General features: G+C 56.0%; 22 protein-coding genes. 11 read left to right on the forward strand and 11 right to left on the reverse strand.

Annotated elements, in window-relative coordinates:
- Positions 1-125 precede the first annotated feature (125 nt).
- Positions 126-1490 carry an IS4 family transposase gene (locus tag AC07P6_RS23025; protein ID WP_478314718.1) on the forward strand — a complete coding sequence of 455 codons (1365 nt, stop codon included), beginning with the start codon at positions 126-128 and terminating at the stop codon, positions 1488-1490.
- A gap of 66 nt (positions 1491-1556) precedes the next feature.
- Here the strand turns inward: AC07P6_RS23025 and AC07P6_RS23030 are convergent, their stop codons facing one another.
- Positions 1557-2702, reverse strand: coding sequence for a porin (locus AC07P6_RS23030; protein ID WP_182236876.1), 1146 nt, complete (start codon positions 2700-2702; stop codon positions 1557-1559).
- 208 nt (positions 2703-2910) lie between these two features.
- Between AC07P6_RS23030 and AC07P6_RS23035 the strand changes: the two genes are divergently transcribed.
- Entirely contained in the window at positions 2911-3216 is a 306-nt protein-coding gene (locus AC07P6_RS23035) for a monooxygenase (protein ID WP_110273111.1), read from the forward strand.
- A 123-nt stretch (positions 3217-3339) separates the two neighbouring features.
- On the opposite strand, the gene ybbP is transcribed toward AC07P6_RS23035, so the two are convergent.
- Both ybbP and ybbA read right to left on the reverse strand, forming a co-directional pair.
- A complete protein-coding gene (ybbP, locus tag AC07P6_RS23040; RefSeq protein WP_434659933.1) occupies positions 3340-5757 on the reverse strand; it encodes a putative ABC transporter permease subunit YbbP in 2418 nt (805 codons plus the stop codon).
- On the reverse strand, positions 5754-6440 hold the full coding sequence (gene ybbA / locus AC07P6_RS23045; protein WP_181483255.1) for a putative ABC transporter ATP-binding protein YbbA: 687 nt from the start codon (positions 6438-6440) through the stop codon (positions 5754-5756). Before ybbA ends, ybbP begins: the two co-directional genes overlap by 4 nt.
- On the opposite strand from ybbA, the gene tesA reads away from it, so the two are divergent.
- The 3 genes from tesA (at position 6408) to AC07P6_RS23060 (ending at position 8749) form a co-directional block, all read left to right on the forward strand.
- Positions 6408-7034, forward strand: coding sequence for a multifunctional acyl-CoA thioesterase I/protease I/lysophospholipase L1 (gene tesA, locus AC07P6_RS23050; protein WP_139541395.1), 627 nt, complete (start codon positions 6408-6410; stop codon positions 7032-7034). The two genes, ybbA and tesA, sit on opposite strands and share 33 nt — an antisense overlap.
- Positions 7024-7833 (forward strand): SDR family oxidoreductase, encoded by an 810-nt coding sequence (locus AC07P6_RS23055; protein WP_181483256.1) that lies wholly within the window; start codon positions 7024-7026, stop codon positions 7831-7833. The genes tesA and AC07P6_RS23055 overlap by 11 nt, the downstream gene beginning before the upstream one ends.
- Positions 7834-7894: 61 nt before the next feature.
- The gene (locus tag AC07P6_RS23060; RefSeq protein ID WP_478314808.1) at positions 7895-8749 is read left to right on the forward strand and encodes a co-chaperone YbbN; all 855 of its coding nucleotides are present in this window, start codon (positions 7895-7897) and stop codon (positions 8747-8749) included.
- 219 nt (positions 8750-8968) lie between these two features.
- On the opposite strand, the gene fetB is transcribed toward AC07P6_RS23060, so the two are convergent.
- Complete coding sequence (gene fetB / locus AC07P6_RS23065) at positions 8969-9751, reverse strand: iron efflux ABC transporter permease subunit FetB (protein ID WP_478314809.1); 783 nt, start codon at positions 9749-9751, stop codon at positions 8969-8971.
- On the reverse strand, positions 9738-10415 hold the full coding sequence (gene fetA / locus AC07P6_RS23070; protein ID WP_478314810.1) for an iron efflux ABC transporter ATP-binding subunit FetA: 678 nt from the start codon (positions 10413-10415) through the stop codon (positions 9738-9740). The genes fetB and fetA overlap by 14 nt, the downstream gene beginning before the upstream one ends.
- Positions 10416-10551: 136 nt before the next feature.
- Between fetA and AC07P6_RS23075 the strand changes: the two genes are divergently transcribed.
- The 4 genes from AC07P6_RS23075 to AC07P6_RS23090 are packed head-to-tail and all read left to right on the forward strand — an operon-like array spanning position 10552 to position 14800.
- Positions 10552-11469, forward strand: coding sequence for an SPFH domain-containing protein (locus AC07P6_RS23075; RefSeq protein WP_182236865.1), 918 nt, complete (start codon positions 10552-10554; stop codon positions 11467-11469).
- Entirely contained in the window at positions 11466-11924 is a 459-nt protein-coding gene (locus AC07P6_RS23080) for an NfeD family protein (protein ID WP_478314811.1), read from the forward strand. Before AC07P6_RS23075 ends, AC07P6_RS23080 begins: the two co-directional genes overlap by 4 nt.
- Before the next feature lie 21 nt (positions 11925-11945).
- Positions 11946-14114, forward strand: coding sequence for a PA5441 family protein (locus tag AC07P6_RS23085; protein WP_478314812.1), 2169 nt, complete (start codon positions 11946-11948; stop codon positions 14112-14114).
- Positions 14084-14800, forward strand: a complete 717-nt coding sequence (locus AC07P6_RS23090) for a DUF3142 domain-containing protein (RefSeq protein WP_182236859.1) — start codon at positions 14084-14086, stop codon at positions 14798-14800. The genes AC07P6_RS23085 and AC07P6_RS23090 overlap by 31 nt, the downstream gene beginning before the upstream one ends.
- Here AC07P6_RS23090 and cueR read toward each other — a convergent pair.
- On the reverse strand, positions 14797-15207 hold the full coding sequence (gene cueR, locus AC07P6_RS23095) for a Cu(I)-responsive transcriptional regulator (RefSeq protein ID WP_182236857.1): 411 nt from the start codon (positions 15205-15207) through the stop codon (positions 14797-14799). The two genes, AC07P6_RS23090 and cueR, sit on opposite strands and share 4 nt — an antisense overlap.
- 64 nt (positions 15208-15271) lie before the next feature.
- A complete protein-coding gene (locus AC07P6_RS23100) occupies positions 15272-16318 on the reverse strand; it encodes a DnaJ domain-containing protein (RefSeq protein WP_478314813.1) in 1047 nt (348 codons plus the stop codon).
- 318 nt (positions 16319-16636) lie between these two features.
- Here AC07P6_RS23100 and copA point away from each other — a divergent pair, with 318 nt between their 5' ends.
- Together copA and AC07P6_RS23110 are read left to right on the forward strand one after the other, a co-directional pair.
- Complete coding sequence (gene copA, locus AC07P6_RS23105) at positions 16637-19138, forward strand: copper-exporting P-type ATPase CopA (protein ID WP_478314814.1); 2502 nt, start codon at positions 16637-16639, stop codon at positions 19136-19138.
- Positions 19139-19363: 225 nt separating this feature from the next.
- Positions 19364-20728: an IS4 family transposase gene (locus AC07P6_RS23110; protein WP_478314718.1), complete on the forward strand. Its 1365-nt coding sequence runs from the start codon at positions 19364-19366 to the stop codon at positions 20726-20728.
- Positions 20729-20775: 47 nt separating this feature from the next.
- On the opposite strand, the gene AC07P6_RS23115 is transcribed toward AC07P6_RS23110, so the two are convergent.
- The 4 genes from AC07P6_RS23115 to AC07P6_RS23130 are packed head-to-tail and all read right to left on the reverse strand — an operon-like array spanning position 20776 to position 25706.
- On the reverse strand, positions 20776-22026 hold the full coding sequence (locus AC07P6_RS23115) for a phospholipase D-like domain-containing protein (protein WP_478314815.1): 1251 nt from the start codon (positions 22024-22026) through the stop codon (positions 20776-20778).
- The gene (locus AC07P6_RS23120) at positions 22019-22666 is read right to left on the reverse strand and encodes a MotA/TolQ/ExbB proton channel family protein (protein WP_304260825.1); all 648 of its coding nucleotides are present in this window, start codon (positions 22664-22666) and stop codon (positions 22019-22021) included. Before AC07P6_RS23120 ends, AC07P6_RS23115 begins: the two co-directional genes overlap by 8 nt.
- Before the next feature lie 19 nt (positions 22667-22685).
- A complete protein-coding gene (locus tag AC07P6_RS23125; protein WP_478314816.1) occupies positions 22686-24926 on the reverse strand; it encodes a TonB-dependent receptor family protein in 2241 nt (746 codons plus the stop codon).
- Between the two features lie 36 nt (positions 24927-24962).
- Positions 24963-25706 (reverse strand): energy transducer TonB, encoded by a 744-nt coding sequence (locus tag AC07P6_RS23130; protein WP_478314817.1) that lies wholly within the window; start codon positions 25704-25706, stop codon positions 24963-24965.

Genomic DNA, 25706 nt, shown 5'->3' on the forward strand with positions numbered 1-25706 from the left:
CCCTCTCCCTTTTGGGGCTGTCTCTTATACACAAATCCTCCGACAACATTGCCGGAGGATTTTTTGAATCTTTTCCCTGTTTATTGATCTCTGTTTAATACTCCCCCGACTTCTGGTGTTCTGCTATGGTGCTTTCTGATTGTTATTCATGGGCTAACGACATTTTTGGATCCGCTGAATTAGGGGATTTACGCCGTACCCGGCGGCTTGTCACTCTGGCCTCTTCACTGGCTCAACATACCGGACTTTCTATTGTGCAATCCTCCCGTTCTCCTGCCGAAGTTGAAGGTGCCTACCGCCTGATGCGTAACCCCGCAGTTTCACCTGATGACATCGCCGATGCTGGTTTCACCGCGACGGCCAGAGCCGCTGCTGAATACTCGCTTCTGCTCGCACTGGAAGACACCACCGCCCTGAGTTTTGGCCACAGCTCTGTCACTGACGAGCTGGGTAATATTGGCACCAGTCAGCGCACTTATGGGCTGCTGGCCCACTCTGTCCTGCTCTGTGCACCAGACAGTGCCCGTATGGTGGGTCTCATTGACCAGCAACGCTGGTGCCGTGCGCCAGCCAGCTATGGCAAAAAACATCAGCGCAGTCAGCGTCCTTATGAAGAGAAAGAGAGCTATAAATGGCAACGGGCTTCTGAGCATATGGCGCAACGGTTGGGTGAAACCCAGTCACGGGTTATCTCGGTCTGCGACCGGGAGGCGGATATCTGGCATTACCTTAGCTATAAACTCAGCCACGGGCAGCGGTTCGTTGTGCGGGCGGCACAGAATCGTCTGCTGGCAGAGGCACCCGGCAAACTGTTCAGCCTGCCGGAGTCTCTGACAGAAGCCGGGAGCCACAGACTGAATGTGGTGCAGAAGGGAGGCCGGGCGGCCAGGCAGGCACAGATGAAGGTCAGCTACAGTGAAATACAACTGAAATCAGAGAAAGGGACGCTGTCATTAACCTATATCTGCTGCCGCGAAGACGAGCCGGAAGGGGCCTGCTGGCATCTTCTGACGTCAGAAAAAGTGGAGAACTCAGCGGAGGCGAGAACGGTGGTGAGCCACTACGAACGGCGCTGGCTGATAGAGGAATACCATAAGGCCTGGAAAAGCGGCGGCGCACAGGTGGAAGCGTTGCGGATGCAGACGCGGGACAATCTGGAACGAATGGTGACAATCCTGGCCTTCGTGGCGGTGAGGGTGCTGGCGTTACGGCAGGGAGGTGTAAGTGAGGAAACGCAGAATGAAAGCTGTGAGTCGGTACTGAGTCCGGTGGAATGGAAGTTGTTGTGGGTGAAGCAGGAAGGAAAAGCGCTGCCGGAAAGGCCGCCGACGCTGAAATGGGCCTGTCTGTCTCTGGCAAAACTGGGCCGATGGTATGACAGTAAACGAACAGGAAGACCCGGCTGGATAGTGATATGGGATGGCTGGTTCAGGCTCCAGGAAATGGTTGAGGGTTACAGACTGGCCCTGTCTCTTGAGCAGAAGATCTGATCAAGAGACAGCTTTTGGGGAGAGGGAGAAAACCGACGCATCGCGCCACCGGGGAGCTGCCACAACTTAGAAGTCGTAACGCAGACGCACCAGGTTCATATCGCCCAGGTTGTCGGTGCTGGACGTGAAGACGTGTTCGTAATCAACGCGGAAGCCGTAATCCAGCTGGAAGCTCACGCCGACGCCGTTATCAATGCGCTGGTAGTTGCGGCCATTCACGTACTGCAGGCGGTCGCCCATAAAGTACGGCTGAATAGATTTCAGCGCATACTGACCAATCGGGAATTTATAACCGGCAAAGTACTCAATCCCCCAGGCATCGCCCGCAAAGTAGTTGTGTACATCGGTTTTCTTGGTGGTCAGGAAGTTTTGATACCAACCGCCGCCGAAGGAGAAGGTCCAGTTATCCGGCGTCCAGCTCAGCGCGGTACCGACGATATTCTGGTCGTAAGATTTGCTGTCCGAATTTGACGGGTTACGCATATCGGCGCGGGTATAGTTCCACGCTGTGCCCCAGGTCAGGTCCTTCATGATGTGGTAATCCGCACCGATGGAGCCGCCGCCTTTACGCTTATAGCGCAGACCGTTGCCCGGCAGATATTCGCTGTCTTCAAACAGATAAGAAGCATAGAGATCGACGTCACCGACGGTTTTCTTATATTTCAGCATATTGCGTGAACGGTAAGATCCATCGTAATCGCCGTTGATCCCGTTGCCCGGAGCCTGACCGACCATGTCGTAATCCCAGATATCGGTTTTCACGCCCACCACATCGTAATAAACGCTGTTCTGCTGACCGTAAGTTAACGTCCCCCAGGTATCGCTTTTCAGGCCGGTGTAGAGCATACGGCGGCTGGTGTCGTTTGCGCCTTCGGCATAGTGGTTATCCCAGTCGAAGAGCGCCGGAATATTGACACCCAGCTCGTAGTAGCTGATCCAGCTAATATCATCAAACAGATAGTAGTCAGCCGCGAAGCGGAAACGGGTGCCGCCGTCGAAACCGTTACGTTTATAAGAGCCTTTATCGCCATCGCCGGACATCATATTGAACTGCGGACGAATACTCCCGCCGACGGTGAAGTTCAGTCGACTTAACGGATCGCCCGCTTGAGGGTCTTGTTTTAATAGCGTAATTTCAGCCTGGGATGCAAAGGAGGTTAACGCCAGGGCTGCGCCGATCGATATCGCCAGCGCTTTGATTTTATGTGCCATACTTTTTCCTTGATTAATAAGCAACCTTATATTTGCCAGTTGAATATTAACTGCGATTTAGCATGCCGTGTTGTTGGTTTTTTAATGTTTCGTGCGGTTAAAAATCAGTGACTTAGCATTTCGTGCCGTTAAAAAATAAGTGGTGATAATTTCACCCTTGTGTCACTAAAATGAAGCATTACCGCTGTACACCATCCAAGGAGGAACTATGTCGAAAAAACTACTGCAGCTGCACTTTGCCTTTAACGGGCCCTTCGGTAGCGAGATGTCCCGTCAGCTTGTGGAGCTGGCCGAGTCAATTAATCAGGAACCGGGGTTTATCTGGAAGGTTTGGACTGAAAGCGAACAGAATCATGAAGCAGGCGGAATTTATCTTTTCCAGGATGAAGAGACCGCGCTTGCTTACCTCAATAAGCACACCGCGCGCCTGAAGTCTCTGGGGGTGGATGAGGTTATCTGCAAAATCTTCGACGTTAATGAGCCGCTGACTGCGATAAACCACGGTCATCTGTAATTTCGATAATTTAGCAATTGTGCTCGTATTCTTGCCGGGCGGCGGCAAACCGCCTGACCCGGCCTACAGTTTCCTCAATATCATCAGGTTACGTTTTTTCGTAGACCCGGTCGGGCACTAACCCTATCCCTGGCTAAACTGGCGAAACAGCGCCTTACCTTTTAACAGACGCAGCCCCAGCCAGCCGCCGCACAACGACAGCAGTATCGCTCCGCAGAGCGGCAGCATTACCCACAGCCGCCAGTCCGGAGACCATGGAAAATCAAAGATTTTGGTTTGCAACAGCGCCAGCGCCACCTCTGCGCCAATCGCCGCCACCACGCCGGAAACCACGCCCAGCAGGGCAAATTCAGCCCACAGCGTGGTGCGCAGCAGAGACTTCCCTGCCCCCAGCGTGCGCCAGACCACCAGCTCCTGATAGCGCTGACGCATCCCCACCTGCACCTGAGCCAGCAGCAGCAAAACGCCGCAGGCCGTCACCAGAATCACCATCACCTCCAGCGCGCGGCTTACCTGAGTCAGCACCTGACCAATCTGCTGCAAAATCGCCCCAATATCCAGCAGGCTGACGGTCGGGAACTCGCGGTTGAGCTGCGTCAGCATCCCGTTGCCGTTATCCCAGCGGAAGCTGGTCAGCCAGCTTTGTGGCTGTCCATCGAGCGCCCCCTGCGGGAAGATAAAGAAGAAGTTCGGCCGCAGACTCTCCCAGTCGACTTTGCGCACACTGGTCACTTTGGCGCTAAAATCCTGAGTATCGCCGGTAAAGGTCACGCTATCGCCGAGCTTAATACTCAGCCGCTGCGCCAGCCCCTCTTCAATCGAGACCTCGCCCGCTTTCGGCGGCCAGCTTCCAGCTACCAGCGGATTATGATCCGGTCTCTCGCTGCTCCAGGTGAGGTTCAGCTCGCGATTCAATGCTTCATCTTTATTACCTGCAGCTTCCTGACCGTTAATTTTCGTCAGGCGGGCACGCACAATCGGGTAGAACTCGGTCGCGCGAGTCTGATGCTCGGCGAGGAACGTTTTCACCGGCACCACCTGCTCCGGCGCAATGTTGATTAAGAAGTAATTAGGGCTTTCCGGCGGCAGCTGTTGCTGCCAGCGGTCAAGCAGATCGCCGCGCAGCACCAGCAGCAAGGCCAGCAACATAAACGACAACGAGAAGGCCGCCAGCTGGCTTAGCGTCGACCACGGCTGACGCAGCAGGCGGTTGACCGCCAGACGCAGCGGCAGCGCTTTCAGCGTCACGCGCTTCAGTAACCACAGGACGCCCCACCCCGCCAGGCCACACAGCAGCGCCAGCACCACCGCCCCCGCCAGTACCGCCCACAGCAGTGGACTGCCGCCCATCAGCAACGCCAGCAGCCCGACAACAATTACGCAGACCAGCGGGATATAGAACTTCAGCGGCCAGACGTTAGCCACCACATCCTGACGCAGCACCCGCAACGGCAGCGTCGCCAGCAGCAGCCGATAAGGACGCAGCCCGACCAGCAGGGAAATCACCACCATCGCGCCAATCGCCCACAGCCACGGCCAGGCGCTTGCTGCCGGAAGCGCCGCCGGGAGCACCGGCTTAAGCATCACCAGCAGGATATTTTCCAGTCCGACGCCCATCGCCCCACCGGCAATCACCGCCAGCGCCAGCAGCATCAGCCATTGCCCGACAATCAGCTTGCGCAGCTGTGTCCGCCCGGCACCGAGGGTTTTGAGGATCGCCACCAGATCGTAACGGCTGCGGCAGTAATGGCTCATCGCCACCGCCACCGCGGCAACCGCCAACAGCAGCGTTAACAGCGCCGAGAGCAGCAAAAACTGCTGCGAGCGCTCCAGCGATTTACCTAATGCGCTATCATCCTGCTCGAGGCCGATCCAGCGATGTTCCGGCCCCAGCTTTGGCAGCAGCCACTTTTCATAGTCCGCCAGTTGCTGCGGAGTTCCGGCATATTTATAGCGCCACGAGACGCGACTACCGGGCTGCACCGCGCCGGTTTTCGCCACATCAGCGGTATTCATCATCAGCCGTGGCGCCATCTGGAAGGGGTTAAACCCGGCATCAGGCTCCTGAATGACCTCCCCGGCAATGCGCAGCGTGGCGTCCCCCACGTCAATGGTTTCGCCGGTTTTCAGATTCAACAGCGCCATCAATCGCGGTGCCAGCAGCACGCTTCCGGCCTGCGGCTTCAGACCCGGCGGCTGGGTTTGCAGCTGACCATATAGCGGATAGGTGTCGTCAACCGCTTTCACCTCCGCCAGCTGCGGCGTATCGCCGGAAAAGGTCATAGTGGCGAAGTTCAGCTGCTCGCCAACGGTTAAACCGAGCCGACGCGCTTCGTCAATCCATGCGGCTGGGACCTCGCGCGAGCTACGCAGCGTGCGGTCTCCGGCCATAAATTCGCGGCTCTGTTGGCTAAGTCCTTTCTCCATGCGGTCGCTTATCGAACCCAGCGCCAGCACGCAGGCCACCGCCAGGCTCAGCGCCAGCCAGACAATCAGCAGCGACGGCGAGCGCCATTCTCGCCAGAACCAGCGGGCAATCATGCTTCCTCCTGCAACAGACCATCCACCAGGCGCAGCCGCCGGTCGCAGCGCGCCGCCAGCAGCGGGTCATGGGTGACTAAAATCAGCGTGGTACCGTGCTCGCGATTCAGTGAAAACAGCAGGTCGGCGATTTTATCTCCGGTGTGTCGGTCAAGATTGCCGGTGGGTTCATCGGCGAACAGCAGTTCCGGACGACCGTTGAACGCACGGGCCAGCGCGACACGCTGCTGTTCGCCGCCGGAAAGCTGTACCGGTAGATGATGCAGACGTTTTCCCAGCCCCAGCTGTTCCAGCAACGCGCGGGCGCTACCGCGGCTCTGGCTGTCGCTTTCACCGCGCAGCAACGCTGGAAGCTCGACGTTTTCGAGGGCGTTGAGGGTGGGTATCAGCATAAAAGATTGAAAAACAAAGCCGACGTGCTTAGCGCGCAGCTTCGCTCGCGCCTCTTCGTCCATCTGATGTAGCGGTTGTCCGAGCAGCGAGACTTCACCGCTGCTGCCGTCGTCCAGCCCGGCGAGGATCGCCAGCAGCGTCGATTTACCGGAACCCGACTCGCCAATCAGGGCAATGGTCTGCCCCTGTTTGACAACCAGCTCAACTCCGGTAAGGATGGAAAGCTGATGCTCACCCTGACCGACGGATTTCTTAAGATGATGAACTTCAAGTATGTTTTCCGCTGGCATTTGCCTTTCCTGTTTCTGGTCCTGTTTACCTGCCGCGCGATGGCGGCCGACACGCTGTTGGTTCTCGGCGACAGTCTGAGCGCCGGTTATCGAATGGCGGGCAATACCGCCTGGCCTGCGCTGCTTAACGATAAGTGGCAGACCAAAACGCCAGTGGTTAACGCCAGCATCAGCGGCGATACCTCGCAGCAGGGGCTGGCAAGGCTTCCGACGTTGCTCAAACAGCATCAGCCGCGCTGGGTGCTGGTTGAGCTGGGCGGCAACGACGGTCTGCGCGGTTTCCCGCCGCAGCAGACAGAGCAGACCCTGCGTACCATTATTCAGGATATCAAAGCGGCGAACGCCGAGCCGTTACTGATGCAAATTCGCCTGCCCGCTAACTATGGTCGCCGTTATAATGAAGCCTTTAGCGCAATCTATCCGGCACTGGCCAAAGAGTTTGATATTCCTCTGCTGCCCTTTTTTATGGAAGAGGTTTATCTGAAACCGCAGTGGATGCAGGACGATGGAATTCACCCTAATCGCGATGCCCAGCCGTTTATCGCCGACTGGATGGCCACGCGTTTGGCTCCCTTAGTTAATCATGACTCCTGACAGCCGGGAGTCGTTTGCAGGTAAAGTTATGCAAAAATCGGTTTTAGTTACAGGATGTTCCAGCGGAATTGGCCTTGAAAGCGCGCTGGATTTAAAGCGCCAGGGCTTTAACGTGCTGGCCGCCTGCCGCAAAACGGACGATGTCGCGCGGATGCAGGAGCTGGGACTGACCGGTGTTTTGCTGGATCTTGACGATCCGCAGAGCGTGGAGCGCGCCGCCGCAGAGGTTATCGCCCTGACAGACAATCGCCTGTATGGCTTGTTTAATAACGCAGGCTACGGCGTCTACGGCCCGCTACCAACCATCAGCCGTCAGCAGATGGAGCAGCAGTTTTCCGCCAACTTTTTCGGCGCGCATCAGTTAACGATGCTGCTGCTTCCGGCGATGGAGCCGCACGGCGAAGGGCGTATCGTGATGACATCATCGGTAATGGGGATTATCTCCAGCCCGGGTCGCGGCGCCTACGCCGCCAGTAAATATGCGCTGGAAGCCTGGTCAGACGCCCTGCGCATGGAGTTACGTCATAGCGGGATTAAGGTCAGCCTGATTGAGCCGGGGCCCATCCACACCCGCTTTACCACTAACGTTAACCAGACTCAGGCCGACAAGCCCGTGGAAAATCCCGGTATTGCCGCCCGCTTTACCCTTGGGCCGGAAGCGGTAGTGGAAAAGGTACGCCATGCATTTGTCAGCGATAAACCGAAACTGCGCTACCCGGTGACCCTGGTGACGCACGCGGTGGCTCTGCTTAAACGCCTGCTGCCGACCCGCGCGATGGACAAAATTATCCAGGGTTGAGTTGAAGCGCCTGCCGCTGCCCCCATATATCCAGATAAGTATCGACTAAAGAGATTCGCTCATGTCCGCACAAAATATTATCAATATTACCGAAGCCAACCTACACCAGACGCTGCAGCAATCCGCGACTACGCCGGTGCTGTTCTATTTCTGGTCCGCACGCAGCCAGCATTGCGAACAACTGACGCCGGTGCTGGAAAGCCTGGCCGCGCAGTACAACGGTCTGTTTACTCTCGCGAAGGTTGACTGCGATGCCGAGCAAACGCTGGCTTCACAGTTTGGCCTGCGCGCGATTCCTACGGTATACCTGTTCCAGAACGGTCAGCCGGTCGACGGATTCGAAGGCCCGCAGCCGGAAGAAGCGGTTCGTGCGCTGCTGGATAAATTCCTGCCCCGCGAAGAGGAGCTGAAGGCGCAGCAGGCCATGGCGCTGATGCAGGAAGAGAACTACGCCGAGGCGCTGCCGCTACTGAAAGATGCCTGGCAGTTGTCGAATCAGGAGAGCCAAATTGGCCTGCTGCTGGCGGAAACGCTGATCGCGCTGCACCGTTCCGATGAAGCGGAAGCCGTGTTAAAAACCGTGCCGTTGCAGGATCAGGATACCCGTTATCAGGGACTGGTGGCGCAGATTGAGCTGCTGAAAAAAGCCGCCGATACGCCGGAAATTCAGCAGTTACAACAGCAGGTTGAACAAAACCCGGAAGACGCGGCGCTGGCTTCCCAGTTAGCATTGCAGTTACATCAGGTTGGACGCAACGAAGAAGCCCTGGCGCTGTTGTTCAGCCATCTGCAAAAAGATTTGGACGCAGGAAACGGTGAGGTTCGTAAGATGCTTCAGGAGATCCTCGCCGCGCTCGGCACCGGAGACGCGCTGGCAGCGAAGTACCGCCGTCAGCTCTATTCACTGCTTTATTAATAGTCAAGACCCCGGTGGCGCTGACCGGGCTACGGGTTCACCGCCGTCTGCGAGCCGGTAGCCCGGACAGATGCGCAGCATCGCCTCCGGGAAATGTGCCGGGTCTGATACCCAGACGTGGCATCTTCCCGGTGGCGCTGTGCTGACCGGCTACGAGTTCACCGCCGTCTGCAGGCCGGTAGCCCGGGTAAGGCGTTTACGCCGCAACCCGGGGAAAACTTACGAGCGCTTTTTCAACTGCGTCACCACCAGCTGATGGCGAGCGTTGAAGAACTTGAGGTAGGTCAGATACCCGGCGATAATCGTTGACAGGCTGGCGGTCGATAGCAGCATAAACGTCACCATAATCTGATACTTAATCGCTTTTACCGGGTCAATTCCGGCAAAAATCAAGCCTGACATCATCCCCGGCAAACTCACTAACCCAACCGTTTTCGCCGAGTCCACCGTCGGGATCAGCGCGGCGCGAATGCTATCGCGAATCAACCTTGCGGAAGCCATCTTCGGCGTCGCCCCCAGGCTCAATTTCTCCTGAATCTGCTGCTGTTCGCTGCTAAAACGCTGGCCCATATTGTTGTAACACAGCCCCACCGCCACCATCGCGTTTCCGGCGACCATCCCGGCAATCGGAATCACCTGCATCGGCACAAAAGCAATCGACCCGGAAAAGACCAGTACCGCCAGGGTTAACCCGGCCCCGGTCGTTATCGCAATAAAAGAAGACAAAAAAGCTTTATCGATATATTTGCTGCGTTTTTTCGCATTCCACGCTGCGTTAAAACAGATAAACAGCACCATCAGCAACGTCAGTACGGCATGATTAACGTTAAAGATATATTTCAGCACGTAGCCGACGATAATCAGTTGCACAATCGCCCGACAAATACTCCAGATAATATCTTTTTCCAGCGCCAACTTTTCCCGATAGCTGACCACAATCGCCACCAGCACCAGAACCATGGATAACGCCAGCGACTCATTGGTAATATTATGCCCGTTCATTTTTCACCTCCTGAACTTTCCCTGCGGCAGGCTGAAGCGTAATCACTTCATCCGCATGAGCAATTTCATTTTGATCGTGAGTCACCCACAGCACGGCAATATTTTTTTCCGTCACATAACGATGAATAATGTCATTCACATTGCTTTTATTGCTCTCGTCCAGCGCGCTGGTAATTTCATCAAGCAACAACACCTGCGGTAAAAATTGCAGATTACGAATCAACGACACGCGCTGTTTTTCGCCGCCGGAAAGTTCATTGATTGATTTTTCCAGCGTGTTTTCCGCCAGCCCAAAGCGCAGCAGATCGGCCACCAGTGCTTTCTGATCCGGCTGTTTATTGCGGATTTGCCACGGAAAGACCAGATTGTCATACACCGAATCACCAAATAGCGCGGGAGTCTGTGCGCAGTATGAAACCTGCTGGCGGTAGGTTTCCGGCGATAAGGTATTAATATCCTTACCCTCAAAAAAAATCCGCCCTGAGGTTGGACTGAGCAGCGAGGCGATAATTTTTAATAGCGTGCTTTTCCCACAACCGGAAGGTCCGGTAATCAGTTTAAATTCCCCGGCCCTGAGCTGAAGATTAACCTCGTTGAGAATCACCACATCGTCAGCCTGAAACCCCACACCTTCAAGGTGCAAAATAGCGTTACTTTCCGTCATTATTTTTCCTATTTTTTCCACAACAACGCTAGTTTACTCCAGTTTTCTTTCACCTGGATGCGCAGAAAGATATACTCTGATTAAACATGCGCCACGCTCTCGGCGCGCCAACAGGCAACAAGACAGGAGGTTTTTGATGCTGGTTTTTATCCCCATTCTTATTTTCGTCGCACTGGTTATCGTTATTGCCGGTGTAAAAATCGTCCCTCAGGGATTTCAGTGGACCGTCGAACGCTTTGGTCGCTATACGAAAACGCTTCAGCCAGGCTTAAACCTTGTTGTGCCGTTTATGGATCGCGTCGGGCGCAAAATTAACATGATGGAGCAGGTCCTCGACATCCCTTCGCAGGAGGTCATTTCGCGCGATAACGCCAACGTTACCATCGATGCGGTGTGCTTTATTCAGGTTATCGACGCGCCGAAAGCCGCTTATGAGGTTAGTAATCTGGAGCTGGCCATCATCAACCTGGCGATGACCAATATTCGTACCGTACTGGGCTCTATGGAGCTCGATGAAATGCTCTCCCAACGCGACAGCATCAATACCCGCCTGCTGCATATCGTCGACGAAGCGACGAACCCGTGGGGGATTAAAATTACCCGCGTTGAGATCCGCGACGTGCGCCCACCGGCTGAACTGATCTCCTCAATGAACGCCCAGATGAAGGCCGAACGAACCAAACGAGCCTATATCCTTGAGGCCGAAGGGGTGCGTCAGGCTGAGATCCTGAAAGCGGAAGGTGAAAAGCAATCACAGATCCTTAAAGCCGAAGGTGAGCGCCAGTCGGCGTTTTTACAAGCTGAGGCCCGCGAACGTTCTGCCGAAGCGGAAGCCCGCGCCACGCAGATGGTTTCTACGGCGATTGCCGAAGGCGATATTCAGGCGATCAACTACTTTGTCGCGCAGAAATATACCGACGCGCTACAGCAGATTGGTGCCGCCAACAACAGTAAAGTGGTGCTGATGCCGCTGGATGCCACCAGCCTGATGGGCTCTATCGCCGGGATTAGCGAGCTGATTAAAGAAGGCGCTGGCGACCGGAAAAAATCATGATTGAGATGATTATGGCCCATCCGCATATTTTCTGGCTCAGCCTCGGCGGGCTGCTGCTGGCGGCGGAAATGCTTGGCGGCAACGGTTATCTGCTGTGGAGCGGCATCGCCGGGGTCATTACCGGCTTGTTAATCTGGATGCTACCGTTTAGCTGGGAGTGGCAAGGAACACTGTTCGCCGTGCTGACCCTACTGGCAGCCTGGCTGTGGTCACGTTGGTTGCGTAACAGCGTCAAGCGCCAGAAACCCGCAGACGCCCAGCTCAATCAGCGAGGACTGCAGCTGATTGGCCGTCGCTTCACGCTGGAAACCCCGCTGGTCAACGGCCACGGGCACGTGCGCGTTGGCGATAGCTCATGGCCGGTGATTGCCGATGACGACCTCGCGGCGGGAAGCAAGGTTGAAGTGATCGCCATCGAAGGCATAACCCTACATATAAGAGTCGTATCACGATAATCACGCCACAGGACACCCGTCATGGTCAGGAAGACAACGTTTACCCTTTCGCTCTGCGCCCTGCTCGCGGCAGCCGCCCAGGCATATGCTTCTTCTGATATCGAAGATTGCTCGTGGAGCGACGAGCTATGCCTGTTAAAAGGCGACCCAATCCTCACCCCTGAAAACGATTCTCGCGACAATCTGTTGCGCCTGCTGAGCGAAGCGAAATCTTTCGCCCTGCCCGTTCAGGCCATTCCCGCTGATGTCAGCCGTACCCGTGATGTTTACTTCGCCTGGCATCCTGAGTGGGATAGCGCGCCGCCGCCTCCCGCGCCGCCTGCGCAAAGCGAAGACGAAACCTTTACCCGACAAATGGCGGCGCTGAATATCGATCCCGCACAGGTCATGGTAGCCGGTTCGGCTGAACGGCTGGGAACATCCGGCTATGAACTGGAAAACCGCTTTGTCAGCAACACCCTTGACGCCGTCAGCCAGTTCAACGACGCCCTGCTGGCCGCACCCTCTGTGACCCCGCAGCAGCGTCATGACCTGGCGCTGGCGCGGCTGAAACTGTTTTATGGCGCCAATATCACCGCAGTCGTTGATATCCTCAATAGCTTCCCGGCAGATACGGACGCCGATTTATTCGCTTATTACCTTTCCGGCATCGCCCACTTCTATGACGGCAATTACACCGCCGCGACCCAAGATTTCACCCTGTTGCTGGAAAGTAAGCAACCCTGGCTGACCGAGACCGCGCAATATATGCTGATGCGCACGGCGCTCAACAAAAGTAGCCAGAACAGCGTCGGGCAGTACGGCGATTTTGATATCGCGCGGATCAATCGTGATGATGCCGCGCAAGCGCAAAAAGAAGCACAAGTCTATTTGCAACGCTGGCCCGCAGGGCTTTATGCCGACTCCGCGCGCAACATGTTGCGCCGCATTAACTGGTATCTGCAGGCGTGGCCGCAGCTGGCCGGACTCTATGAGCAGGCCTTCCGGCAAGCTGCCGACGCCGGGGAACTGCGTAGACTGGTGAGTGAATATGATAATGTCTTTGGCATGCCGTTCTACGCGCAGCCCGTTCTGGCAGCATTTCCGGACGCGCCGCAGGTCAGCTATGTCGAACTTCTCCGCGCCCTGCGCCTGAATGCTGACAATAAGCCGACCTTAACCCAGGCACAGCTTGACGCCAGCAAAGCCGTGTTTGAGAAGAGCGGAAATCTGCCGCTATGGCGCGACCTACAGCTGCAGTTGTGGAGCGCGACGGGCAACGATGCCGCCATCCTGCAGGCTGTCACGCCAGCGAAAACGCTGCCGGCGAATGATATTCTCGCCTTCAGCGAACAGGTCCTCTACGGCGAAGCGCTAATGGGACAAAAACAGTGGCCCGCGGCGCGCGATTTTTGGCAGCAACTACTACAACTTAGCCAAAACCCCGAGCAACAGCAGTATACCCAGGCAAAACTGGCGGCAACACTGGTTTACAGCGGTAACGCGGCAGCTATTTTTGCCGCCGATAGCCAGGTGACCAATCTACGCTTTCGCTCCCGAGTGCTTAAAACCCAGGCCTCGCCAGAACTGCTACGCCAACAGGCAGCCAAAGGTCCCAACAATGAAGAACGTACTATCGCTCTGCATACGCTGCTAGTGCGGGATCTCACGGAAAGTCGTTTCAGCGACTGGCTGAACGACAAAAAGCTCGCTACCGCAATTACCCAGCCAGTAATCGGCGAGGCCTTTAACGACGTCAACCTTAGCAACTTCGACTGGAATGGCGAGGCGACCGAAGCCGGCTATGCCTGCCGCAGCCTGGATGACACCGTCGCAGTGCTCAGTAAAAACGCCGACGATGCCCATGCGCTTAACTGCCTGGGCGAGTTCTTTCGCACCACCCAGACGCATGTTGATCTATGGAAAGACCAATCCGGCAACGATATGCTCGAGACCGCCATCGACCGCGAGCAGCCTCTGGGACAGTACGATCGCCAAAGCTATTACCAGCAGATTATCACCTCGCCGAAAGCGGAGCCGGAAGATAAAAGCTATGCGCTCTATCGGGCGATTCTCTGTTACGCCCCCTCCGGTAGCAACGAATGCGGCGGCGAAGATGTCGAAAAACTGCAGCGTAAGGGCTGGTTCACGCAGTTGAAAACGCAGTACCCGGGAAGCCCGTGGGCACAAAAACTCAAATATTACTGGTAATCGCGCTGCTGTCCGGGCCAGCGCAGGCGGCGGAGCGCGTTGATGCGCGCCAGCATTCTGCCTTCTGGCTGTGGTCCGGGGTGAAAGCCAGCAACGATCTGCAGAACGCGCAGACAGTGTATCTGCATCAGGGCGAGGTGCTGACGCGCGCTGGTGAGGTAATATTCCAGCGCCTCGGCTTGCCAGTCAGCCGCCTGACGTTTCCCGCAATCTGGCTTACCGTCCGATTTACCACACTTGATGTGCCGCAGACGATTGTGCCACGGATCGTACGCCTGATGCAGCGTTGGCGGGCGGCTGGCAATCAGGTGGTTGGTCTGCAGGTTGATTTTGACGCAGCCACATATCAGCTCGCCGACTACGCCCAGTTTTTGCAACAGCTACGCCAGCAGCTGCCGCCTGAGTTCGCACTGGGGGTAACAGGCCTGCTGGACTGGGCCAAAACCGGTGATATTGCCACACTGAACGCACTTGCGGTTGATGAACTGGTAGTGCAAAGCTATCAAGGACGCCACACGGTGGCGAATTATCAGGACTATCTCCCCGCGCTCAGCCGACTGCGTATTCCATTCAAGCTCGGGCTGGTACAAAACGGCAGTCGCGATCGGCAGGCGGAAATGCAGTTGAATGACTCCCTCTATTACCGCGGCACAGTGGTGTTTATGCTCAACCCAGCGCGGCGCTAAGCCTGCGCCTTGCGATGACAGCAGCCTGAGAGATTATCGATTATCGGGCAATCCGCGCTGTCATCGCCGGGGCAGGACTCCGCCAGCGTCAGCAGTTGCGCACGCATACTTTGCAGCTCGTTGATATGGCGCTCAATCTCCGCCACCTTCTCCAGCGTCCGGCGTTTCACGTCGGCGCTGTGCCGGGAGGGATCGTTGAACAGAAATACCAGCTCGCGGCACTCTTCGAGATTAAACCCCACCTGGCGGGCCTGCCGTAGCAACGTCAGCTCATTCAGATGCTGCTGGCTGTAGCTACGGTAGCCGTTTTCGCTACGCAGCGGCGGCGTCACCAGCCCCTTCTCTTCGTAAAAACGAATCGCTTTACTGGTTAAGCCGGTTTTTTTCGCCACATCGCTAATATTCATGTTTCCTCCTGACGGAACAGCCAACGGTGTTACTCCGTCATTCTAGCGCCAATCATCATAAAAACTATAGCGCAGTCTGCTGGCATATCAGGGAGAAGGAAACCGGCAATACGCGAACATCATTATTGTAATCATTAATATAGCGATAAATCATGGCACCATCGGCCGGAAAAAACGTACTGGCATCCATATAATTCCCAATATGCGGGCACATAATGCTCCAGGGATTTTGACCATTATACGCGGGGCTATTATCGACAATCGTTTTCGCCACAAATGCCGCTGGGTTTAGCGTAATATTTGCACTCTGAGAGTAGTAATGAATTTCATAGACCAGTGAATGACCATCAATGAAAATATCCCCTAAGCTCAGGCCTTTATTTTTATAGGAAGAGCCAGCTTTTTGCCTGACCTCACCTTCATTACTCAGCAGCGAGCGCATAAAATTATTACTGGCTGTTTCCTGGCTAATAACCGGTGCTGGCGTATTTACCACGCTTTCAACTGCCGTTTTACTGACTTCACGGCCAATCACTCTAACTACCCCAATGACAATAAGCAGCACCACCAGGCCAAGGGTGAATTTAAAAATTCGCACGATCAGTCTTTTTCCGGCGTTCACCACCGGCGCGCCTTTCTGTTTAACAAAATCTTTGCCTTTACCAAATATCTCTTCCGCTGCGGTATAGGCTTCACTGGCTTTCGCCTGGTAAGAGTAATCAGGATCCTGCTTGCGTCGTTGGTGCATCCACTCCTCTTTACGCTTTTGCAGTTGATACTCTTCTTCCCATTCGGCTTCCATCTTCTGCCAGAAATCACGATAGGCGCGCTCTTCCTGCTGGCGTTCACGCTGGCGATCGTATTGTGTGAATGCGCTGTTTTCCCGATTCTCCTGCTGAGCAATCCACGCATCGTGCTGGGCGCGCAGTACCGGATCGGCAAGGGTACGCCAGGCTTCGTTTAATAGCTGGATGATTTTGGTTTTTTCATCTTTTAGTTCAGGCGGATGGCGATCCGGATGGTGAATAAAAATAAGGCGTTTATACGCTTTCTTAATCTCCTCCACCGACGCGGTGCGAGAAACTTTAAGATTATCGTAATGAGTTTGCACTTCTCTTCTCCCGGGATACTGCGTGAAACACCTTCCCTTTTCCTCAATCAGGGTCGGCATCCGGCTCGCCCTGTAAATAAGCTCTTTCTGCAAACAAAAAACACTGAGGCCGTACATTCATATTTGAGTGTTATGGGGTTGGCCTGGGGATAATTATCAGCGAGCAAGCCTGCCATTTTACGCTGGTCGCTCTTTTATCCGCTATTCCTTATTTAACGTGGGGGGCAGGCGATAAAAATCACCAGGATTAACGCTTGACCTTCCAGTTGCTGGAAGGTTTAAGCTTAAGCACAGTTGTTAAACCAAGGAGTCAAAACCATGTCTCATACTATTGACCTGGCGCTTGATGGCCTCTCCTGCGGCCACTGCGTTAAACGCGTGAAAGAAAGTCTGGAACAGCGTCCTGATGTAGAACAGGCGGACGTTACCGTTACCGAAGCCCACGTAACGGGCAGCGCCAGCGCTGAATCGCTGATTGAAACCATCAAACAGGCCGGATACGGCGCGGAGCTCAGCCACCCAAAGGCTAAACCGCTGGCAGAATCATCAATCCCGTCGGAAGCGCTGACAGCGGCCACCTCTGAGCTTCCGGCAGCCCGTGACGAGGATGACAGCCAACAACTGTTAATCAACGGCATGAGCTGCGCCAGCTGCGTCTCCCGGGTACAAAACGCGCTTGCCGCGGTACCAGGCGTGTCGCAGGCGCGGGTCAACCTTGCGGAACGCACTGCGCTGGTGATGGGCAGCGCGTCCGCAGCAGAATTAGTCCAGGCGGTGGAGAAAGCAGGCTACGGCGCGGAGGCTATCGAAGATGATCTCGAACGTCGCGAGCGCCAGCAGGAGACCGCCGTCGCCACCATGAAACGCTTCCGCTGGCAGGCCATTGTCGCCCTGCTGGTCGGTATCCCGGTGATGGGCTGGGGGATGATCGGCGACAACATGATGGTCAGCGATGACAACCGTTCGCTGTGGCTGGTTATCGGCCTTATCACCCTGGCGGTGATGGTCTTTGCTGGCGGTCATTTCTACCGCAGCGCATGGAAAAGCCTGAAGAACGGTACTGCCACCATGGATACCCTGGTGGCGCTGGGTACCGGGGTCGCCTGGCTCTACTCGATGAGCGTCAACCTGTGGCCACAGTGGTTCCCGATGGAAGCCCGCCACCTCTATTATGAAGCCAGCGCAATGATTATCGGCCTGATTAACCTCGGCCATATGCTGGAAGCGCGTGCGCGTCAGCGTTCTTCTAAAGCGCTGGAAAAATTGCTCGATTTAACCCCGCCGTCAGCGCGGGTCGTCACCGACGAAGGCGAAAAAGATCTGCCGCTGGCGGAAGTTCAGGCAGGAATGACCCTGCGCCTGACCACCGGCGATCGCGTCCCGGTCGACGGCGTGATTAGCCAGGGCGAAGCGTGGTTTGATGAAGCCATGTTGACCGGTGAACCAATACCGCAGCAAAAAGGCAACGCTGACGCCATTCACGCCGGGACCGTGGTGCAGGACGGCAGCGTGCTGTTTACCGCCAGCGCCGTCGGCAGCCAGACCACTCTGGCGCGAATCATCCGTATGGTGCGCCAGGCGCAAAGCAGCAAACCGGAAATTGGCCAACTGGCAGACAAAATCTCCGCCGTGTTCGTCCCAGCGGTGGTAGCGATTGCGCTATTCAGCGCCGCGATCTGGTACTTTTTCGGCCCGGCGCCGCAAATCGTTTATACCCTGGTGATCGCCACTACGGTACTGATCATCGCCTGTCCGTGTGCGCTGGGGCTGGCGACGCCGATGTCGATTATCTCCGGCGTAGGTCGCGCAGCGGAATACGGCGTGCTGGTTCGTGATGCCGATGCCCTACAGCGAGCCAGCACCCTGGATACGCTGGTCTTTGATAAAACTGGCACCTTGACCGAAGGTAAGCCGCAGGTGGTGGCGATAAAAACCTTTGCCGCGATTGATGAAACAAGCGCTCTGCGCCTGGCCGCCGCGCTGGAGCAAGGTTCCAGCCATCCGCTGGCGCGGGCGATTCTCGATAAAGCTGCTGGCAACTCGCTGCCGGTGGTTAATAATTTCCGTACCCTGCGCGGGTTGGGCGTCAGCGGTGAAGCCGAAGGTTATAGCCTGCTGCTCGGCAATCAGGCGTTACTCAATGAGAACAATGTGCTGACCGCCGAAATAGAAAGCGAAATGACCGCCCAGGCTTCGCAAGGGGCAACGCCGGTGCTGCTGGCAGTCGATGGTCAGGCGGCGGCACTGTTCGCCATTCGCGATCCGCTACGTGAGGATAGCGTGGCGGCACTCGCCAGATTACATCGTCAGGGCTATCGGCTGGTGATGTTGACCGGGGATAACCCGACCACCGCCAACGCCATTGCCAAAGAAGCGGGCATTGATGAGGTGATTGCCGGGGTGCTACCGGATGGTAAAGCCGATGCCATTAAGCGTCTGCAAAGCCAAGGGCATCAGGTGGCGATGGTTGGCGACGGTATCAACGATGCACCTGCGTTGGCGCAGGCCGACGTCGGTATCGCCATGGGCGGCGGCAGCGATGTGGCCATTGAAACGGCGGCTATCACCCTGATGCGCCATAGCCTGAACGGCGTCGCCGATGCGCTGGAAATATCAAAAGCGACGCTGCGTAATATGAAGCAGAACCTGCTGGGGGCGTTTGTTTATAACTCGCTGGGTATTCCGATTGCCGCCGGGATCCTCTGGCCGCTGACCGGAACCCTGCTCAATCCGGTAGTCGCCGGAGCGGCAATGGCGCTCTCCTCAATTACGGTCGTGAGTAATGCTAACCGGTTGCTGCGCTTTAAGCCGAAGTCATAAGGCAGATTCCGTTCACCATCATCCCGCGGAGGATGATCCCCTCGCCCCTTTGGGGAGAGGGTTAGGGTGAGGGGAAAATGTGCACGCTGATGCCCTCACCCCGACCCTCTCCCACCGCTGTCTCTTATACACAAATCCTCCGACAACATTGCCGGAGGATTTTTTGAATCTTTTCCCTGTTTATTGATCTCTGTTTAATACTCCCCCGACTTCTGGTGTTCTGCTATGGTGCTTTCTGATTGTTATTCATGGGCTAACGACATTTTTGGATCCGCTGAATTAGGGGATTTACGCCGTACCCGGCGGCTTGTCACTCTGGCCTCTTCACTGGCTCAACATACCGGACTTTCTATTGTGCAATCCTCCCGTTCTCCTGCCGAAGTTGAAGGTGCCTACCGCCTGATGCGTAACCCCGCAGTTTCACCTGATGACATCGCCGATGCTGGTTTCACCGCGACGGCCAGAGCCGCTGCTGAATACTCGCTTCTGCTCGCACTGGAAGACACCACCGCCCTGAGTTTTGGCCACAGCTCTGTCACTGACGAGCTGGGTAATATTGGCACCAGTCAGCGCACTTATGGGCTGCTGGCCCACTCTGTCCTGCTCTGTGCACCAGACAGTGCCCGTATGGTGGGTCTCATTGACCAGCAACGCTGGTGCCGTGCGCCAGCCAGCTATGGCAAAAAACATCAGCGCAGTCAGCGTCCTTATGAAGAGAAAGAGAGCTATAAATGGCAACGGGCTTCTGAGCATATGGCGCAACGGTTGGGTGAAACCCAGTCACGGGTTATCTCGGTCTGCGACCGGGAGGCGGATATCTGGCATTACCTTAGCTATAAACTCAGCCACGGGCAGCGGTTCGTTGTGCGGGCGGCACAGAATCGTCTGCTGGCAGAGGCACCCGGCAAACTGTTCAGCCTGCCGGAGTCTCTGACAGAAGCCGGGAGCCACAGACTGAATGTGGTGCAGAAGGGAGGCCGGGCGGCCAGGCAGGCACAGATGAAGGTCAGCTACAGTGAAATACAACTGAAATCAGAGAAAGGGACGCTGTCATTAACCTATATCTGCTGCCGCGAAGACGAGCCGGAAGGGGCCTGCTGGCATCTTCTGACGTCAGAAAAAGTGGAGAACTCAGCGGAGGCGAGAACGGTGGTGAGCCACTACGAACGGCGCTGGCTGATAGAGGAATACCATAAGGCCTGGAAAAGCGGCGGCGCACAGGTGGAAGCGTTGCGGATGCAGACGCGGGACAATCTGGAACGAATGGTGACAATCCTGGCCTTCGTGGCGGTGAGGGTGCTGGCGTTACGGCAGGGAGGTGTAAGTGAGGAAACGCAGAATGAAAGCTGTGAGTCGGTACTGAGTCCGGTGGAATGGAAGTTGTTGTGGGTGAAGCAGGAAGGAAAAGCGCTGCCGGAAAGGCCGCCGACGCTGAAATGGGCCTGTCTGTCTCTGGCAAAACTGGGCCGATGGTATGACAGTAAACGAACAGGAAGACCCGGCTGGATAGTGATATGGGATGGCTGGTTCAGGCTCCAGGAAATGGTTGAGGGTTACAGACTGGCCCTGTCTCTTGAGCAGAAGATCTGATCAAGAGACAGCTCCCACCGGGAGAGGGAGAAAACCGCCCCGATTTTCTATTCGTGCTCGCGACCTGGATGCGGGGTCGGATAATCAAAGTCAACGTTGATCGGCTCCGCGTAGCGGCTGTTCCATAGCTGACTGTAAAGCGCGTCCACACGCTCGGCCATCGGCACGCTGTTCAGCACCAGCTCAAGGTTGCGTGAGTTATCAAAGTAGCCCCCGCTCCAGTTGCTGGTTCCCACCCACGCCGTCGAACCGTCGATAGTCATCAGCTTACTGTGCACCACCCTCGCAAACGGGATAAATCCCCGACTGGCGGGAGGAATAGTCACTACCTTTAACTGAACGTTAGGCACCAGCGACAGGCTCTTTAACCAGAACACCTCCGGTTTTTTCAGATTCCAGCTGGCAACCATCAGCTCAACCTGCACGCCGCGAGCCGCCGCGCTGCGTAGAGCGTTATCAATGGGGGCATAAAAGGGACGTTTCCCCTTCTCACCCCATGAGAGCGGCGCGTAGTCCATCACCTGCACCCGGATCCGCGACTTCGCATTGGCCAGCAGACGCGGCAGTTCAATCTGCGAATCGATCACCCCGCTCGGGTTGTAATCGCGCGGGCTGGCAACCAGATAATTGCCCTGCGGGGCTGATTCCGGAGCCTGCCATGCCAGCTTCGGCACCAGTTTATTTTCTGCAAGCAGGGCCTGCGCCTGCCAGTCCTGATCGAAAATAGCCTGAATCTGCCGTACCGCTTGCGCATCGCTGATGCGCAGACCGGTTTCCTGAATCTGCTCCAGCGCACGCCAGTCAAAATTCTGGCTGCCGACAAAGGCTTCTTTACCATCCACCAACAGATACTTGGCGTGGACAATACCCCCAGTCAGCCGATGGAACGGAATAATTCGCAGCTCCAGATTCGGGATCGTTTTCAGCGCCGCCAGCGTTTCCGGCGTCGACAGGCCAATGCCCTTCTCCTCCATCAGAAAACGAATTTTCACCCCGCGTTCACCGGCTGCCCGCAGATGATTCAGCACGCCGTCCAGCAGAGAGCCTTTTTCATTTGCCACGTAAAACTGCGCCACATCGATATGGTTGTGCGCCGCATCAAACATCTGCTGCCAGACTTCGGCAGCATTGCGCAAATCACTATCCTGTAGCGTGGTTTCCTGCGGTGCGTTATACACCAGCTCATAACCCGGTATCGAAAACGCCGCCTGGGCGGGCAGACTTAGCAGTATCCAGGCACCCGCGACCAGGCTCAACAGGTGGCCTCCCGGCCACCTGCATCGACGATAATCAGGCATAGCGCTGCGCCTCACGACCTTCCCAGCGGTTGCTGCCCTGCTCCGGACGACTAGCCGGACTTCCGGCGCGGATCAGCAGCACCTTCAGCAGTTCGTTAATGCGTTCCATGCGGCTTTGCAGGTAGTTATTACCCACCAGGCACAGCAGAGCTATCGCAATCCCCAGGCCGGTGGCGTACAGCGCAGTGCCCATCCCGGCGGAAACCATGCTGGCATCAGAGACGCCCGAGGCGGAGAGCGCCTTAAAGGTATCCATAATCCCCAGAATCGTACCCAGCAGGCCAAGCAGCGGCGCGGCGGTGACGACGGTTTCGAGCATCCATAGCCCGCGCGACATCTGCGGTTTACTCAGCAAGTACTGAGCATCAATCAGATCGCTCATCGCTTCCCGGTCTTCCGCCGTCTGCTTTTTCTCCAGCACCGGCAGAATAAGGGTCAGCGGAAGACTGCTACGACTGGTCAGCGATTCCGGCAGGTCAGCCACGCGGCGGACCTCCGGCGTCAGCGCCTTCTCAAAGCGCTGCGCCTGACGCTGGGCCCATGAAAAATAGAGCCCGCGTTCCACCAGAATCACCACGGCGATCGCCAGCGCGGCATACATAACGTAGAAAATAATGTCGTGAATCAGGTTGGCATCCATCAAAGTGCCCTCCGGTTAATTAAAAGGTGGCTTCCAGCGAAACGCTAAAGGTGCGCTCTTCGCCGACGTTGTAATACGGGGTGCTGGCCCTCACGCCGTCGTAAGGTACCGCGTTAAAGGTCGTCGAGCGTACGGAGGTCAGGTACTGTTTATCGAACAGGTTATCGATGCCAAAACGCAGGGTGGCATTTTTGACAATCTTTTTATCCACCGGCAAATGAACGCCTGCGGAGACATCAAACACCGTGCGCCCGCCGATTTTTTCATCGTTGGTCAAATCGCCATAGAACGAGCTGACGTATTTGCCGCCAAAGCTGCCGTAATAGAGGCCATCGTCATAACCCAGCGACGCGTTGAGCATGTTTTTCGGTACGTTCGGAACCGTTTTGCCCGCCGTTGGCAGCGGATGACCGCCGTTGCTGACAATGTCATCCTTTTGTTCGGAATGGGTATAGGTGTAAGAGGTGTAGTAGTTGAAGTTGTACGGTAGCTTACCGCTCCACTCCAGCTCCACGCCTTTGCTTTCGACGCTGCCGATATTCATCATTTCGTAGTCGCCGTCCGCATTGGTGGTCGAAATCTGACGGTCGGTATAGCGCATGTAGAAAAGCGTAGCGCTCAGCAGCATATCTTCACGCTGGAAACGCCAGCCCAGCTCGTGGTTCCAGCTCAGCTCCGGCTTGGTGTTAATTGAATCGCCGACGTTGTAGAGCACGTAGTTTGGCGGCGTACGCATGTTGCGCGTCAGGTTATAGAACAGCTGGTTTTCCATATCCGGCTTATAGCTGATGCTAAAGTTCGGCAGGAATTCATGGTAGGTCGCATTACGTTTTTCCGGGGCGTTATACAGGCTGCCTTTGTTATCGCCTTTACGTTCGACGTACTGGTACGCCAGCCCGCTCACCAGCGTCCAGTCCGGCGTCACAAACCAGGTATCCTGAAGCCATACTTTTTGCGCCGGAGTGACGGTGTACTGGTTACGGCCTTGCACCGTGTTGCCGTTGGCGTCTTTCACCTGATCGGAACCGCCCGGTTTACCGGAGACGTTCGCCGGGTTGCCGTCATCCTGAATGCTGATAAACGGCTGGGTCTGCGACTGGCGCGCTCGCTCATACCAGTAGCCGATATCCAGGCTGTGCTCGTCGTTAATGTCCCACTTAAGCTTAGTGGTGACACCCGGTCGCCAGGTCTGGGTCCACGAAGGTCGGTAGTAAGTATTGGAACTTAAATTGCTCAGGTCGTACTGCCCGGCTTTATCAGAAGTATTCGACAGTACCGAGGCCGTTTGCCCGGTAAAACTGCCGCCGTTACCCCAGTAGTAATAGGGCTGAACGGTCAACGCAAGATTGTCGCGCAGCTGCAATCTTTGTGAGAAAGAGAGAGTAAAGGTTTCAAACGGGTTACGGTTGAGCTTGTAATATTTGCTCAGCTGACCTTTGTTGTTATAGACCGGCGAGGTCGAGTAGTCCTGACGCGGGTCTTCGTCAAACTGCGCTTTGCTTAGGGTGTTGTAGTTGCTGTTATCCTGCCGGTTGTACTTCATGATCAGGTTACTGCTGTTGCCGTTCCCGTCCTCATAAAGCGAGTTCATCTCGAACTTATCGGAATAGTTACGTCCTTCTCCGCGCCATTTTTTGGCTTCAGTGTGCGAGTAAGAGAGCCAGTTGCTGAAACCGTTGTACTCACCGGTCTCCAGGCGGGCGAAAGTTTTGCTGAGATTATTGCTGCCCAGCGTTTGCTTGACGAAGCCGCCGAACTCTTTGGACGGGCGCTTTGTGACGAGGCCAATGTTACCGCCGCTGGATCCGATATGCGGGCCGTCTGCTTCAGAAGACCCCTGAGTAACAAAGATCTGCTCAAGGTTTTCCGCATCGCCCAACAGGTTCGGATAGACCGCGTAGTTACCCGAGTCGTTAATCGGGATGCCGTCCATCGACAGACCGATTTGATCCGAGTTCATCCCACGCATGGTGTAGTCGATGCCGCTCAGGCCGCTGGCGTCATTACTGTTAACGTTCATACCCGGCGTATATTTCAGCATGTCGATGGCATTGCTGGCACCCGGCGCTTTATCCATCGCTTCTTTGGTCAAAGTGGAGCGCGCTTTGCTGCTGTCCTCCTGCACCATCAGACCGCCGCCGAGCGACTGCCCTTTGACGTTAATCTCCCCCACATCGCTACTTTCCGCCGCCAGCGAGGAACCCGATAACAATGCCGACACCACAGCTAACGCAATCCCAGAATAACGAAAGTTCTTCATTTCTTTTCCTATAAAAAACAAATGATTAATTAGGCTTTATGGCGCCTGATAATTAAACGTCGCGGTAAATCTTTTGCTTCTTTGTCCAGCAAAAGCCTCTTCAGGAAAGGGCTTCAACTGACTGATACTTTGTAAGGAGCTCAGCGCCGCACGATTGAGCAGCATGCTCGGCGCTTTGTTGGCAATACCTGAAGCCAGCACTCTGCCGCTGCGGTCGACCTCCAGCCACACCTCGACGTTGCCCTGCGGGCGCTCCAGCGAAGCCTGACGGCCGCTCGGGTAGCGTTTGCGCTGCTCCAGCTCGCGGCGCAGCACCTGCAGATAGCCGCTTTCCACCGCTTGTGCGTTCGCTTTCGGCGTCGGAGGAGAGGGCGGCGCGGCGGGTTTACTCACCACCGGACTGCGCACGACGGCAGGCTGCGGAGCCACGCGCTCCTGCGGCTTCACTGCTTTCTCCTGAACCGGTTTTGGCTTCGGCTTAGGTTTGGGTTTAACAACCGGTTTGGCCTGGATAATCGGTTCCGGGGCAGGAACGACGGGCTCGGCAATCGGCTCCGGTTCCGGCTCAGGTTGGGGTTCCGGCGGCGGCTCTGGCTGCGGTTCCGGGACAGGTTCAGGCTGCGGTGGCTCGGGTTCGGCCAGCGACAGTTCCATCACCGTATCGTCATAATGCGGTTTCACCTGCAGCACGGCCTGCTGGCTGACGAACAGCAAGCATCCGGCGATGACTATCGCGGGTAACCAGCTAACAACGTGACGTGAGCGATAAAGCAGATACAT

The organism is Klebsiella sp. GFKo11 (assembly GCF_056490265.1).

Excerpts from the sequence above, each read along its gene's own strand:
- AC07P6_RS23025 (WP_478314718.1), top strand. The coding sequence starts at position 126 with ATGGTGCTTTCTGATTGTTATTCATGGGCTAACGACATTTTTGGATCC.
- AC07P6_RS23030 (WP_182236876.1), bottom strand. The coding sequence starts at position 2,702 with ATGGCACATAAAATCAAAGCGCTGGCGATATCGATCGGCGCAGCCCTG.
- AC07P6_RS23035 (WP_110273111.1), top strand. The coding sequence starts at position 2,911 with ATGTCGAAAAAACTACTGCAGCTGCACTTTGCCTTTAACGGGCCCTTC.
- ybbP (WP_434659933.1), bottom strand. The coding sequence starts at position 5,757 with ATGATTGCCCGCTGGTTCTGGCGAGAATGGCGCTCGCCGTCGCTGCTG.
- tesA (WP_139541395.1), top strand. The coding sequence starts at position 6,408 with ATGATGAACTTCAAGTATGTTTTCCGCTGGCATTTGCCTTTCCTGTTT.
- ybbA (WP_181483255.1), bottom strand. The coding sequence starts at position 6,440 with ATGCCAGCGGAAAACATACTTGAAGTTCATCATCTTAAGAAATCCGTC.
- AC07P6_RS23055 (WP_181483256.1), top strand. The coding sequence starts at position 7,024 with ATGACTCCTGACAGCCGGGAGTCGTTTGCAGGTAAAGTTATGCAAAAA.
- AC07P6_RS23060 (WP_478314808.1), top strand. The coding sequence starts at position 7,895 with ATGTCCGCACAAAATATTATCAATATTACCGAAGCCAACCTACACCAG.
- fetB (WP_478314809.1), bottom strand. The coding sequence starts at position 9,751 with ATGAACGGGCATAATATTACCAATGAGTCGCTGGCGTTATCCATGGTT.
- fetA (WP_478314810.1), bottom strand. The coding sequence starts at position 10,415 with ATGACGGAAAGTAACGCTATTTTGCACCTTGAAGGTGTGGGGTTTCAG.
- AC07P6_RS23075 (WP_182236865.1), top strand. The coding sequence starts at position 10,552 with ATGCTGGTTTTTATCCCCATTCTTATTTTCGTCGCACTGGTTATCGTT.
- AC07P6_RS23080 (WP_478314811.1), top strand. The coding sequence starts at position 11,466 with ATGATTGAGATGATTATGGCCCATCCGCATATTTTCTGGCTCAGCCTC.
- AC07P6_RS23085 (WP_478314812.1), top strand. The coding sequence starts at position 11,946 with ATGGTCAGGAAGACAACGTTTACCCTTTCGCTCTGCGCCCTGCTCGCG.
- cueR (WP_182236857.1), bottom strand. The coding sequence starts at position 15,207 with ATGAATATTAGCGATGTGGCGAAAAAAACCGGCTTAACCAGTAAAGCG.
- copA (WP_478314814.1), top strand. The coding sequence starts at position 16,637 with ATGTCTCATACTATTGACCTGGCGCTTGATGGCCTCTCCTGCGGCCAC.
- AC07P6_RS23110 (WP_478314718.1), top strand. The coding sequence starts at position 19,364 with ATGGTGCTTTCTGATTGTTATTCATGGGCTAACGACATTTTTGGATCC.
- AC07P6_RS23115 (WP_478314815.1), bottom strand. The coding sequence starts at position 22,026 with ATGCCTGATTATCGTCGATGCAGGTGGCCGGGAGGCCACCTGTTGAGC.
- AC07P6_RS23120 (WP_304260825.1), bottom strand. The coding sequence starts at position 22,666 with ATGGATGCCAACCTGATTCACGACATTATTTTCTACGTTATGTATGCC.
- AC07P6_RS23125 (WP_478314816.1), bottom strand. The coding sequence starts at position 24,926 with ATGAAGAACTTTCGTTATTCTGGGATTGCGTTAGCTGTGGTGTCGGCA.
- AC07P6_RS23130 (WP_478314817.1), bottom strand. The coding sequence starts at position 25,706 with ATGTATCTGCTTTATCGCTCACGTCACGTTGTTAGCTGGTTACCCGCG.